Genomic DNA, 15,199 nt, shown 5'->3' with positions numbered 1-15,199 from the left:
CATTACTGGGCCTTTTGGCGGGTCAGGTGCAACTGGGCAGGAACTGCCTCAGTGGTTCGAGAGTTGCCGGCTGCTTTTCCAGCCAAAGACGAGGGGCTCTGCTGGCACAAATCGTGAACGAGGATGCCATTGGCATAGAAAGCCGTGTCTCCGGTGAGGCCCAGCGTATAGACCTTTAGTGAACGCTCCACAACCTGGTTACGGACAACTCGAAGACGATGTTCCTGCCAATCGAGAACGTAATCGCCGATACCCAATTCAGCGGCCGGCAACCAACCTTTGCCATCCACCCAAAAGAGGTGCTCGGCCGTTGCAAACAGGCTCCGGACAACCCCACCTGCAGTATCAATAACCTGGATGTTTTGAATCTTGTGGGTATTGAATTCAAGGACCTGATTGACTTTGGAAACGTCTCCGGCCTGGACCCCGCTTTGTACCAGGTCATTGGTAGCCAAAGTGGAGATGGCCCGTTGGGTGCCGTCGGCCATCCGCACAAGGGTATCGGCCGGGAAACACCCCACCGGCTGGCCTACGATTGTGTCACCCGAAGACGGTCCGCCACCGCCACCGCCACCGCCACCGGCGAGACCACCCAGCAGATTGCCAATAATGCAACCAACAGCCTGCGCCACCGCGCTGCCCAGCGCGCTGGCCGCATCCCCGAAATCATTGGCCAGTTGGAGCACACCGTACAATGCCGCCACGGTGGCTGCGGCCGTTTGCGGGTCCAAATCTTTCACGCACCGCTCTTGGGCGCTGAAAATCGCGGCCAGACCACCCATTACATCGGGGTTCATCAAATCGCTGAAACCGAAAGCACCCATGAAGGCACTGGCCACGCAACCCGCGGCGCCACCGCCGTCGAGCTTCGCGGGGCCAGGGCCCGTCGAGGAATTAGTCACGCCGAAGCTGAATACCATGGGCACCGACACGGTTTGCTGCGGCAGCAGCACGGGAATGTAAGTAATCAACGGGGTGAAGCTCGCCGCCCCAGACTGGCTTCCTTTAATCTGGACATCGGTCATTTGGACCAAGCCGTAGTTTTTGGCATTCACGAGGAAACTGGCTTGGAAACCGGGAGTAACGTTGTTGAAATTCTCTGCCGCCGGGTCCAGGACAAGCACCCCGGCCGGGACATAAGTTTCAAAGGTTTGTTGGACCTGCAACTGGTATTGGTCGGAAAAGGGCACCGGCACCACGCTGAAGCTGACCGTGACAAGGCTGCGCGAGAGGCGGGTATGCTGATAAACGACCTGGTCCGGGATGACGTTCACCGTGCCAACGTTGGCCGAACAACCTGGCGCTGTGGCTTCCCAATTCCAACTGCCTCCTTGCAGATTGGTGACCGTTACGAACCCATTGGTATCCGTCAGGACCGGCCCGGCATCCATCCGCAGCGCGTCGTTGTGCAACCGTATAGAAGCGCCCGAGACCTGCTGACCCAGGATGTCATCCACCTCAAACTGAACGCCACCGGTTTGATCGGACGTCACCACGGCATAAACATTAATCGTATAAGGAATACTCAAATTGCTGCCATGGAGCACGACGGCATCCTGGTAGATTGTCAGCGGCGTTGTGTCGGGCGGATTGAAAACAACGCTGAACGTGTTCGACTGGCCGACCGGCAAATCCGGCAGGTGCACCAACCCATCACTGCCGAGCGGCGCATTTACAGCCATCCAGGTTACATTGGTTGGCGGAACCAGGGTAAGTCCGCGCAGGGTATCCAGGCCGCTATTCATGAATGTGATTTGGCCGCTGACTTGGTTGCCCCGGTTCAAGCTGACTTCCAAATAGCCGGACGCAGGTGAAACCACTGTGACCACCGGGACGGCCGGGAACAAATCGACCGTGCCGGTTAAGGTGACTGAAGCCCCTTCGGCAGAAGTGAAGGTAAAATCCACCTGCGCAGTGTCCGGCGCGTTAATCGAGGCCGCCAATTGGAGTTCAACATTTTGACTCTGGCCGGCCGCTATCGACAAAGCCGGGCCGCCCAGGTTGGTCCCGGTAATCGAGGTAATTGGGGTTAAATTAGTCCCCGCCACCTGATAGGCGCTCAAGGTGGTGCTCAAGGCTGTCAGCGCTGTATCGCCAGGATTGATCAACCGCACGCTGAAATTGAGCGTGCCGTTTTTGGACATTTGAATGTCTTCGGCATTGGGCGTGACGTAGAGGCGGTAAATCGTAATTTGGGCCTGGTTCAACTGGTCCAGAACCAGAGGATGACACGCCCAAATGCTAAGGCTGCCCCCAAAGCCCGGCGGTGGGAAGAAGGTAAATGAGTAATTTCCGTTCGTATCGGTGGTGACGCTCTGGTACCATTTGTAACCGCGCGTGGCGAAGCCGATGTTAAGCATTGCCGAAGGCAGCGGCAGGCCGTTGGTCTGGCTGATCGCCTGGCCTGTGATTACCACAGGCTGGTCGTTGGCATAAGCAGGATGGTCGGTTTGAGCCGTCCCATAGTAAGGTGGCAGCGCCAGGCTCGGAGAAATCATGGCGCCGCTCAACGGGCCGGAGGCCATCTGGCCGGCAGCGCCCAACTGATTGTAAATGGCCGTGGCCACTGCAACAAAAGCCACGTTAGTGGCTCCGTCCAGCGCGGCAGGAACCAACACGTTGGGCACACTGAAGGTCAGCGATGACCCGGGCGGGATATCGAGGTAGCCGGTGCCGTCGTTCAGGAAAACTGTCCCCGGCGGCGCCCCTTGGAATGCGGTTCGACTGACCTCCTGGCCCACGTTGTTCTGCACCGAAATGTAAAGGTCACCCGGATGCGCATTGAAACCGCGCGACACAATGAGTTGCATATCCGCATACCCGTGATTGAAAACCTGGACCTGGAAGGTGTTTAGTCCCCCGGCCAATGGCACCTGGTTGGCTGCGACTGTCATCTCGATACCCGGTCGCTCACTATTTGCCAGCACAAAGCTTTCTTGATATGACGCGCTATTGCCCTCCGAATCAGTCTTCTGAAATAGTTGCACTGTCATCACCTGGTTACCGACCACGGGCGATTCCGGCAACACCAACGTCTGCTGCATGTTTGCGCCGGCGGCGAGACTGCCGGTGACGGCTTGAGTAACGCTTAATGAAGCTTGGCCGCTGCCCGCGCGGCTCAAAACCAACTGCGACATCGGCAGGGCTGCCGTACTGCTGAGGTTCGTTACCGCGATCTGGATTTGATCGAAGTAATGAATAAGCACCGGGTTGCTTCCATTGGCGGCGAGGCCCATGGCGAAAGGATAGACGGTTACAACCCGTTGGGGGCTTTCCTGGCCCGACCCGTTGACGGCTGAGACGCCGTACGCGGTGGCATCGCTTAGGGCAAGGTTGTCAAGGTAGCTTGTTGTTCCTGTCAAAGGTGACGCATTCTGCTTAACGCCGTTTCGATAGACGTTGAAACCGACCACCGTGTTATCTGTGGATACCCAATTCAGAAGAGGCGCTTCACCCGCCATGACGGTGACTGAAAGGTTGTTTACAGGGCTAACAAGCAATTGAAGCGATACCGGCGAGCTGGGGCTGGCATTCCCAACTGCATCAACGGCTGATACGACGTAAGTATCGGTGCCTCGAGGGGGATAATCGATAATGGGAACCACGCTGGAGACCGTCTGGATCAAAGTCCCATTGCGATAAATGCTGTAATGATCCGGGGTTAATCCACCCCCCGGTTCCTGCCAGGAAACCTGCACTCCTGTAGCCGCCAGGGTCACTATGACATTTGTTGGCGCCAAAGGCGGCGTGCGAGCTGAAAGTGCATGAACGACGTTGGAGATGCCGCTCTCCGAATCCAGCCTGCTGGCACTCACACCATAGCTGTAGAGGCCATCGGTCGGAGGCAAATCCAGCACGTTATTGCTCGTGATATTATCGATGTCGAGCGTTGCGGGGATGACGAAGTTGGGCCCAGCTTCCCTGTAAAGTCGATAGATTTGCGCGTTGCTGACAGTATTCCACGTCAAGCTGACATAGCCCCCGGCCAGGCTGGTGGCGGTTAAACCCACGGGTGCTACAGGCGGAGAAGGCAGGGCGGTGTTGTAGATTTCAAGCTGTCCGCCGCTGGTGATGCTGGTGCCCACGTTGCCCAGGCTGTCCTGGGCGCTCAAGGCGAACGCTCCAAACCCAGAGCCCATTGCCGGCGTGAGCGTTATGGTTCCATTCCAATTATTGCCCGCGCCTGAGAGCGATATGGGCACGTTGGCGCCCACTGGAGGGTGGAAGCTTAGGGTCGGCGTTGTTCCCGAGCCTGCGGGTTTGCTCAAGATCAGGTTAACGGCGAGGTTTGTGTTGTTGATTGTTTGCACAGGGCCCGCGGGCGCAGTGGCGACCGTGCCGGTGGGCGGGGTGGTGTCGATGACCAGGTTCTGTCCGGCTGGTGAACCCTGGAAAAGATTTCCCGAGGTATCCTGAGCCGTAGCCTGAACGGCCGCCGTTCCGGAAGGGGTGGAAGAGGTGACCGGAAAGACAGTCTGCCACGTGTTGAGTGCAACGTTGGTTAAGCTGAGCAAGATAGGGGAGGTGGACCCAGCGGGTTGAATCGTAAGGGATGGCTTTGCTGCGAGGGCTTTGCTAGAACCGAGGGTAATGTTTAACGGACCAACGCCGACCGGCTGAGACGACCCATAGACAATGCTTAAGGAAGGTGGCACAGGATCGTAGTTAATCGAAACCAAGGATGAAAGCGGGCTGGCATTGCCGGCCGCGTCATATCCGACAACGCCAAAGTAGTACGTGCCTGCTGCCAATCCTTGCAAATTATCCGTTAGAACTCCCAGCGGTCCGGCATGAGCCAGCGCCTGGCCAAGCGAGTTGAATGGGGTGGTATTCCAGAATAATTGAAATGCTGTGGGCTGTTTACCGCTCGCCGGCAAGGTCCAGGTCAGGGTCAATCCGGCTCCAGGTGTATAAATCGGGGCAGCCATCGTCACAGCCGCCGGCGGGATGGTTTCGGCCGTGATATGCCGCGGCGCTGAGGGGGTCGTGCCAGTATTGTCGAAGGCAACCGCTACAAGCGTATTGACCCCTTCGGTTAAAATGACATTAGGCACGGCAAAATTGCCGTTCGCATCTGTATTGGTTGTTAGCAGGAGTTGGCCATTGTCGGTGAGTTGAATGCTCATGTCCGGCTCAGCCGTTCCGCTGACATTCAGCACCCCATTATTCGTGACGTAGTCCGTCGATGGGGAAAGAATCTGAGGTGCCAAAGGCGGAGTGAGCGCCACGACCACATTCTCTTCAAGCGTGGCGGCGTTTCCGGCAGTGTCCCGCGCGAGCAATACCGCCTGATGGGTACCATTATTCTGAGAGCGGATGTCGAAAGAGTAGGAGAAGCTGCCTCCACTGTTTGTTGCCAGACCCACGCCATCCCAATAAAACTCCATATCTTGCATGCCCAGAATGGCCGTTGCCGAACCGGTGACTGTCACTGGGCGGTTCAAAGTTTCACCTTCAGTCAGGCTGAATGAGTTAATAACTGGTCCGGCGGTGATGTAAGTGACATCCACCTCGACCGGCGTATTGGTTTGGCCTGTAACGCTGCGGAATTGCGCAAAGATATGCTTCAAGCCGCCTCCTGCCGAGAGTGGGAAAGTTGCGGAATTGGTGAATGGACCAAAGAACACGCCGTTAAAAGTATAATCCTCGCTCAGGCGCATGCTGGTGGCCGTCCGGCATGCCAGTTGCAGATTGACCGATGAAGTGCCCACCTGCGTAAGGCCCCCCACAACGCCCAGGGCGGGCGTGAGCAAGGGCGCGTACGTAAGGAAAGGGGTATAAGTTACATTGCCCTGCAAGAGCGCCGTGATACTGGATTGTGTGGCTGTGCCCCACCAATTCGAGATGGCGGTCAGCGCAGCGCTGCCGGAATTCCAAAGGTTGGTGTTATTGTCCTGGAGGACTGAATTCTCAATGCTAAGCGTTGCCGTATCGGCTTGCTCGGCCCCAATGCCGTTCAACGAGAGCAAGGCGCTGCTGGTATTCAGGGAAGCCCCATTCTGGAGCGCCAATCCCTGCAGATTATGCTGAGCCGTAAAAGCAAGGACGGAGGGGCTACATCGGTCGATAAGCAGGCCGCCGCCGTACAAAATGGTGACAAAATTCAGACTCGAGCCGCCCGCGCCACTGGTCAGAGTGACCCCAGACCAATCGCCAGGCGCAGGGGAATTTCCAGGCGAGTCATTGGCCGAATCGAACACAATCGGGGCAAGGGCGGTCCCGTTGGCAACCAAGGTGCCTTGCTCGATCGTCAGGCCGGTGCCGGGGGAGAACAGCAGGCTGGTCCCAGGTTGAATCGTAAGAGTCGCGTTATTGGCGACAACCACGCTTTGATAGATAGGCACGACCGTCTGCCCTGCCCCGCCGATGGTTGTGTTCGCGCTAATCTGACCGGCGTATGGATCAGACCAACTCACTGTGGCAACACTTGGATTGAATCCATTCGTGTCGTTAAAACCCACTACGGCGAAATGGTTGGTTTTTGTGCGGTCCAACCCGTTGATTTGAAATGAGGTCTGCGCAGGGCCCACTGTTCCCACAGGAGTTAACCCTGCCACCGAAGTATAATTGGCCGGTTCCGAGTAAATCCAGAACCCGCTCAACCCAAGAAGGGCGGAGCTGTTATAGTTATTCCACGAAACCAGGGCCGAGGAGCCCCCGACCGGGGTTTGCTGAATGCTGACCGGGGGGGGGATTGAACTGGTAAGCAGGATTGGCAAAGGCGTCACCGCCGGCAGGCTGTTGCCAACATTGTCGAATGCCTGCAGCGCCACATAATACGGCGTGTCCAGGCTCAGACCGAAAATCTGGAAGATGCGCGCGCCTGCGCCTAAACCAGTTACGGCCGGCAGGCCCGCGGCGGAGTTAAAGTTGGTGCGTTCGAGAAACACACGGAACCCGGCTAGGTTGGGGGATGCGCTATAGCCGGCCCAACTTACAGTCGCTGAAGAACTGTTCGATGCCGCCAGGAAGGGAATAGGATTCGGCGGCGGGGTCGCTTGAATCAGGAAGGAGACCGGATTAGTCAGGGCGAGAATATTGCCATTCAAATCTGAGGCGCCAGAAACCAATAATTGCATCGTACCGTCCATTCCCGGAGAGATGGTAATGGGTGGGGTAACATAGGTGTCGTTTTGCAGGAATGTTGAGGCCCAGTTCCCATTCGATGAAATGGCCGCCTGGACTGCCGCAGCGCTATTGGTCAGCACAATCACGGGCGAGACATTGGTTGTCATGGTCCGATCAAACTGCAAGCTAAGGACAAAATTGGTGGTAGCCGGAACGGGGCTGCCGAAGTTTGAGGACACGCGGGACAGCACGGGCAGGATGGTCTTGGCGCTATAGACGGCCACATAAAAGAGGTTCGTGGGGTCAAGCGTCGAAAAGGTCTTGCTGAAACTTGCGTTAGGGCTTGCCAGGGTGTTGCTCAAAGTGAACTGCTGGAAGGTATAGATGAAGGGCGGATTGGTGACTGACAGCGGGGCGCTGAAATTTGCGGTCTGGCCATTGTTGTAGCTGCCTGCGCCAGCCACTGGCGCCAAACCCGATGGGGCTGTGGCCGTGGCCACCACATGAACCAGATTGGCCGCGGCATAGTTCGCTGTGAAGAAGTGATTGGAATAAACAACCGTCACCAACGTCGGATTCAGGCCGACGGTATTCGCCCCCTCAGTCCAGGAACTGAATTTATAGCCAAAGACAGGGTAAGCTGTCAGCACGTTGGTCGTCCCGTAATAAAACGAGCCGCCTCCCGTCACGGTGCCAGCCCCGGGCGGCACATTGGTGACCGATACGGTGTAGAGCGGCAGGGTGAAATTGGCCACCAAAGCACGGTCCCGCGTCGAGGGGAACGAATAGCTGTTGTTGGCGCTCTCAAAAACGCCATTCTCTGTCCAACTCTCGAAGAGGTAGGGTATCGTGCCATTGGTCTCCGTAGCGGTCACGGTAACCGTGCTGCCTTGGAGGAAAACTCCGCCACCAGTAGCCGTCCCGGCTGTCGGAGGGTTGACCGACGTGGCGATAGTGAAGCTCTGGCCAGTGAAGGGTTGCAGGACGAAGTTTATAATCGTGTTAGCGTTATTAATGAGTGCGACTTGATTGGCCACGCTATTGTAGCCATGGCCAGGCAAGCCAACCAAGTTCACCAACCAAGTGCCATTGGTGACATTGAGGAGGTAATTGCCATTGGCATCCGTGGCGCCGCTGATATAAGAGCCCACTCCATTGGTCGTATAGGCAAATACGGTGAGGTTGGGCACGGCGTGGCCCTGATTGTCCGTGACCGAGCCGGTGATTTGCTGGTTGAACCCGGCGCTGGAGACCACTTGCAGCAAGAGGGTGCTGGGTGTGTATGAAAGCTGCCAAGCCTGGCCGGCCTCTAACTGCGGAAAATTCACTGAACCAAACGCCCCCGCCTCGGCCGCATAAGAAATGAGCGAGAGGATATCGCCGGTAGCCGGCACATAGCCATTAAGGGCATTGACTGTCAGTGTGCCGTCGAAATTCAGGTTCCCGGCAATCGCTACGTGCCCTGCGCTCGAGAGATTGGTAACGCCAAAATCCATTGTAGCCCCGGTAGGTGCATAGGCTGGATTGCCGCTGAAAGCTACCGTTCCACTCATCAGCGCCAGTGTTCCGGCATCATAAAAGGGTATGCTGATGGAGGTGGTTCCAGCAGTCGCCGACTTCTGCACGGTCCCTGAGTTCTGGAAGTAGCCATTGGTGCTGCTGCAGCTTTGGTTCAAAGTCTGATCGCTGAGGATATTCCACGCAGCCCCCGCCAAGTTCACTATCGGGCCGGCCTCGACTGAACAACTATAAATGTCAAGAACCCCGCCCAGCCAATTGACTGTTCCAGAATTCGTCAGAGCCGCCGTCAAATACATCGTGCTGTTGCCGCCGAGATTCAACACACCCGTCGGCGCGACAAAGAGAGGGCCGCCAACCGTCCCCCCATTCCAATTGAACGTGCCGGTCACGGTATTGGAACCTGTCAAAGTGCCTCCGCCCAAGGTCAGGTTGGTGATTGCCCCTCCCTGAAAACCCGGTCCCAGAGTCAGGGTCCCGTTGTTAAGAGCCAAATTCGGAATAATATCAGAAGGAAGCGTCAGGGTGCCCCCACTGAACTGGATTAGCCCCGAGCCGCTCAGGATTGCCGAGCCTCCCGTAAAATTGCCGCCGGAGAAATTAATTGCGGCCCCAGCAGCCACGTTAAAGGCGCCGGAAAGGGTCGCGCCGTTATTGAAATTGAGCGTGCCGGTTAACGCGGTGATTTGACCGGTATTGTCGGTTGGAATGGAGATATAGGTCGTTCCAAAGCTGCCCGACTTTTGCAAGGTGCCGGCATTCTGGAAGAGGACCGTTATGGTGCCGCAATACGGGGTCATCGTCTGGTCGCAGTAAATGTTCCAAAAACCGCCGGCCAGATTCACGAGAGGAATGGCGGGACCCGAGCAATTGACGACGGTAAAAACGCCGTTCGACCAGTTCACAGTTCCGGAATTAGTCAGTACATTGGCCATGTACATCGTACCGTTGCCTTGCAGGTTCAGCACTCCGTTGTGAGCGATAGTCAGCGGCCCATTGATGGTTCCGGCACTCCAGTTCAGCGTCCCGCTCACGGTGTTGGTCCCCGTGAGAGTGCTGCCCGCGACGGTGAAATTTGTTATTGTGCCACCCTGGAAATTTGGGCCCAGCGCAATGTTCCCACCGGTCAAGGCAAGATTGGCAACGATATCATTGGAAAGGGTCAGCGTCCCGCCATTGAATTGGATGAGGCCCGGCCCGGCCACAACAGGGACAACAGTGGTGAAGTTGCCGCCTGAAAAGTTAATGGCTGCGCCGTTCGAAGCGTTGAATGCCCCGTCGATTGTGCCGCCACTGTTAAAATTGATCGAACCTGTCAGTGCCGCGACCTGGCCGGTGCTGTAGATGGGAACGCTAAAGGAGGTAGCGCCCGTTGTAGTGGACTTCCGCAAAACCCCGCTATTCTGGAAATAGGCATTCCCCCCTCCGCAGCTTGGGTTTAAGAACTGGTCGCAAAGGATATTCCATGTTGCGCCCGCCATATTGAAAATGGCCGCCGTCCCGGAGCAGTTGTTCAGGTAAAGTCCGCCTCCCGTCCAGTTGACCGTACCGTGGTTGGTCAGGGAATTGGCCAGGTAAAAGGGACCGGAACCAGACAAATTGAGGACGGCGTTCGAAGATAACGCCATCGGACACGCAACTGTCCCTCCAGTCCAATTGAACAGGTTCGTGACAGTCAAACTGCCGCTCCCATTCAAGGTCCCTGCGCTCAGGAATAGCGAAGCGATTGCTGCGCTGCTCGACAGCGTTACGGTGCCTCCATTGGTGATATTGACCACATCCAACGCGCCGGGCACACCCGCCGGAGTCCAATTGCCGGGCGTGAACCAGTCGCTGGAGACACCTCCAGTCCAGAAGAAGTTAGTGCTTGGATTGACCGCCGAGTAAACGTTGATATTAATCGGACTCGAAGTCGCGGTTGCCCCGACGGCATCCGTAGCTTTTGCCGCAACAGAATAAAAGCCTGGAGCGACGTTATTCCAGGCCAGCGAATAGGGAATGGTAGTGACCTGGCCGATTTTGGTGAGCCCTTGAAAGAATTCCACCTTGGCGATAGACGCATTGGTGTCGGTCGCCAGTGCCCCAAGACTGATGTTTGCCGGGGCTATGAAGGCAGCCCCGTTAAGCGGGTTGGTAACGGCGACGAAAGGCGCATAGTAGTTCGTAACCAAGAGGCTGGCGGCGTTTGGGCCGTATTGAAATTGCCAAAATAAACCCTGGGCGGGCAAATTTGTGGCGGTGAACTGGCCCGTTTCGGAATTATAGGTAACCAGGGCAAACGAGCTGTTGTCCGCCGGAATGTAACCGCCGTTCAAATGCGCATTGAGCGGCCCGCCCAATGGCGCGATGCCTGGGAAATGGACTTGGCCGTAATTGCCCGGGCCGTTGAGGCCAAAAGTCCAGGCACCGGCCGTCTGCGCGAAATTGCCGTTAATTGCAATCGTGCCGCTTTCCACATCCAGTGGGCCACTGTTTGTGAGAGCCAGATTGAAACTCGTTGTGCCAGTGTATGCCCCCTTGCTGATGGTCCCGGCGTTATTGAAAAACGCGCAACAATATTCTCCATTGAGACCCTGGTCGCTCTGGATGTTAAATAGCGCCCCCGCGAGGTTCCAAATTTGGCCCTGGTTGCCTGAGCTGTTGTTATTGTAAACGTAGAAAGTAACCGAGTTGCTCCAGTTGATCGTGCCGGCGTTGGTCAACGGCGCCCAAAGCGCAATCGAGCCCCCGCCCAGCAGATTGAGTATTCCATTGCTGGCAATATTCACCGGCCCATTGGCCGTGCCCCCGCTCCAGTTTACCAAGGCGCCTGCCGGAACCTGCAGGTTGCCTGCGACGTTGCCTCCATTCCAATTCGCCGTGGCGCCGTTGGTCAGGGTCAAATTCCCCGAAATCGTCCCGCCGCTTAAATTCAAGGTTCCCCCGTTTGTTACCAGCAGGTTGCCCGAAACACTACCGTTGCAATTGAATACCCCGCTCACAGTAAAGCTCCCGTTGAGATTGGCGCCCGAGGTGAGGTTCGTGATTGTGCCACCCTGAAAATTGTTTCCCACTGTAATTGTCCCTCCAATCAGAGCGAGATTGGGAACCAGACTGTTCAACATCGCCAGGTTTCCTCCGGTAAACTGAATAGCGCCCGGGCCAGTAAGGGCCGGCGAGGTGCTATAAACGAAATTTCCCCCATTAAAATTGATGGCGGCGCCGGCGCCGGCTGTGAACGCCGCCTCGATATCGCCGCCCGAGTTGAAGTTGATTGCCCCCTTCGAAACGGTGACCAGGCCGCTGTTGGTAAAGTTCAGGTTAAAGCTCGTGGTGCCGGTGTTGGCGCCCTTGCTGATGGTTCCTGCGTTGTTGACAAACGCACAACAATACTCGCCGTTAAGCCCCTGGTCGCTTTGAATGTTCAATAGCCCTGCCGGCAGGTTCCAAATCGCGCCGTTGTTCCCCGAGCTGTTGTTATTGTAAACATAGACCGTGACCGAGTTGCTCCAGTTGATCGCGCCCGCGTTGGTCAGCGGCGCCCAGAGGGCAACCGATCCGGCGCCAACCAGATTAAGCACGGCGTTGGTCGTGATGTTCAGCGGTCCGTTCGCGGTGCCGCCGCTCCAGTTGAACAGCGTCCCGGCAGGCACGCCCACGCTGCCACGCACGTTGCCCCCGCTCCAATTCACCATGTCCCCATTCGTCAGGTTAAGATTTCCGGAAATCGTGCCACCGCTGAAATTCAGCGCGCTGCCACCCACCAGGGTGACATCACCCGACACGGTTCCACCGCTCAGATTCAAGGCGCCCCCATTGTTGACCAGGACACTGCCCGAAACACCACCACCGCAGTTGAAGACTCCGCTGACTGTGAAGTTGCCGGTAAGCGTCGCGCTGGAAGTCAGGTTCGTAATCGCCCCCCCCTGGAAGTTCGTGCCAACGCTGATGGCCCCTCCAAGCAGCACCAGATTGGGCGGCACAGTATTCGATAACGCGAGGCTGCCGCCCGTCAATTGAATAGCCCCGGGTCCATTGAGCACAGGCGGAGACTGAAAAGTGAAATTCCCGCCATTGAAGTTGATCACCGTGCCCGCAACGGCGGTGAAAGTGCCATCCAGGTCTCCCCCACCATTGAATGTCATCGAGCCTTTCAGCACCGTGACCAAGCCACTATTGTTGAAGCCTAGATTAAAAGTTGACGTGCCGCTGTTGGCCCCTTTGCTAATGGTTCCTGAGTTATTGAAAACCGCGCAACAATATTCTCCATTAACTCCCTGGTCGCTTTGAATGTTAAACAGCGCCCCCGGCAGGTTCCAAATCGCGCCCTGGTTACCCGAACTGTTGTTATTGTAAACGTAGAATGTGACCGAGTTGCTCCAGTTGATGGTCCCCGCATTGGTCAATGGCGCCCAAAGCGCGACCGAACCGCCCCCCAGCAGATTAGCCACGCCATTGGTTGCAATGTTTACAGGCCCATTGGCCGTGCCACCGCTCCAGTTCAGCAAAGCCCCCGACGCAACCTGCAGATTGCCCGCCACATTGCCTCCAGGCCAATTGGCCGTGGCGCCGTTGGTCAGAGTCAGAGACCCTGAGATCGTCCCGCCACTGAAGTTGAGGATTCCTCCATTCGTTACAAAGAGACTGCCCGAAACACCCCCGCTGCAATTGAATACCCCACTCACAGTAAAGTTCCCGTTGAGTGTCGCCCCGGAGGTCAGATTGGTAATCGTACCGCCTTGGAAACCAGCCCCCACATTCACGCTCCCCCCAACCAACGAAAGGTTTGGAACCAGGCTGTTCAACAGAGTCAGGTTCCCGCCGGTTAACTGAACCGCCCCCGGCCCGTTGACCGTTGGCGCATTGGTAAAAACAAAATTGCCCCCGTTGAAATTAAGGTCTGCGCCAGCCGAAGCCGTAAACATTCCATCGATGTCACCGCCGCCATTGAAGTTGATCGTCCCTTTTAGCGCCATGACAGCGCCGGTGTTTGTAAAATTCAGACTGAAAGTGGTTGTACCGGTGTTGGCCCCTTTGCTGATGGTTCCGGCGTTGTTCATAAACGCACAACAATACTGGCCGGAAAGCCCCTGGTCGCTTTGGATGTTAAAAAGCCCCCCGGCCAGGTTCCAAATGGCGCCCTGGTTACCCGCACTGTTGTTATTGTAAACGTAGAATGTGACCGAGTTGCTCCAGTTGATGATCCCCGCATTGGTCAAGGGCGCCCAAAGCGCGACCGAACCGCCCCCAAGCAGATTGAGAACTCCATTCTTGGCAATATTGACGGGCCCCGTCGCGGTCCCGCCGCTCCAGTTGAGAGTCGAACCTCCCACCAAGCCCAGGGGACCTGAAATGGTCCCTCCAGTCCAATTCACCACTCCCGCGCTCGCCACTTGCAGACCGCCCGAAACGCCGCCGCTGCAATTGAGCACCCCGGTGACAGCGTAGCTGCCGTTGAGATTGGCGCCCGCCAGCGTTAAATTTGTTATCACGCCGCCTTGAAAATTGGGCCCCAAACTGACACTGCCTCCGGTCAACTGGAGGTTGGGAATTGTGTTGCTCACCAGCGTGAGGCTGCCGCCAGAAAGCTGGATGGTCCCAAGGGCAGTCAGGGTGGGCGGCAAGCTGTACACAAAAGTACCGCCATTGAAGTTAATCCCCGCGCCGGGGCCGGCAGTGAACGTCCCATCTATATCCCCTCCCCCATTGAAGTTGAGGTTGCCGGCTGTCGCCGTAACTGAGCCGCTGTTGGTAAACACCAGGTTGAAACTGGTCGTGCCGCTGTTCGCCCCTTTAGTAATGGTCCCTGCGTTGTTAAAAAACGCGCAACAATATTGTCCACTGAGCCCCTGGTCGCTTTGAATGTTAAAAAGCCCCCCGGCCAGGTTCCAAATCGCGCCCTTATTGCCCGCGCTGTTGTTATTGTAAACGTAGAATGTGACCGAGTTGCTCCAGTTGATAGTGCCCGCGTTGGTCAGCACGGTGCTGAGTGCGACGGACCCCGCGCCCAGCAAATTGAGCGTCCCGATCGAGGCGATCGTCAGCGGGTTTCCGCTCAGCGTGCCGCCCGACCAATTGAATTGGCCGTTGATAGTGACCGGCGCGCTCAAGTTAATATTGCCGCCATTAAAGTTAACCGTGTCGTTTGCCGCAGGAACACCCGCAGGCGTCCAGTTGGAGGCATTATACCAATCGGTGCTAACCGAACCATTCCAGGTTCGGCTCGTTTGCGCCAAAACCTGCCCGCAGGCCACCAAGACCATTAAACCGCACAGTGTCCATCTCTTGGGATGGGTTCGCTCAACAGGCCCAGTTCTCCGGGCGCGAGTTGGATTTGGCCTCACAACAAAGCTGCGTTTGAATCTTTAATCACCACACGCAAACGTACGACGCACAAATGGCGCAGGGGTTTTGCCCTGAGCTCGTTTCTGGTATCGTGCAAAGTGAACCATGGCGGGAGGGGCCTGTCAAGGAGTTTATGATTGTTTGTGATGCCGCCCGGATCCTTAGCGAACTGGTGCTGCGGGCGCGGCGAGGGGGAGCAGGATCAAACGATGTTCTGATTCCATGGGTAGGGATCAGGAGCGCTACTGAATGGGGCAGTACCAAGTAGGCCGTAGGCCGGATTGGGTCT

1 protein-coding gene is annotated in these 15,199 nt (G+C 56.7%); it reads right to left on the bottom strand.

Going from position 1 to position 15,199, the window contains the following annotated elements; translation table 11 throughout:
* Nucleotides 1-2: 2 nt before the first annotated feature.
* A complete protein-coding gene (locus VG146_05485; GenBank protein HEV2391800.1) occupies nucleotides 3-14,819 on the bottom strand; it encodes an Ig-like domain-containing protein in 14,817 nt (4,938 codons plus the stop codon).
* Nucleotides 14,820-15,199: the final 380 nt, after the last annotated feature.

The sequence above is a fragment of the Verrucomicrobiia bacterium genome (genome assembly GCA_035946615.1).
In the GTDB taxonomy this organism is placed as follows: Bacteria; Verrucomicrobiota; Verrucomicrobiia; order Limisphaerales; family UBA8199; genus DASYZB01.
The sequence above is the reverse complement of the archived record's forward strand: the minus strand, read 5'-3'. Positions and strand labels throughout refer to the sequence as shown.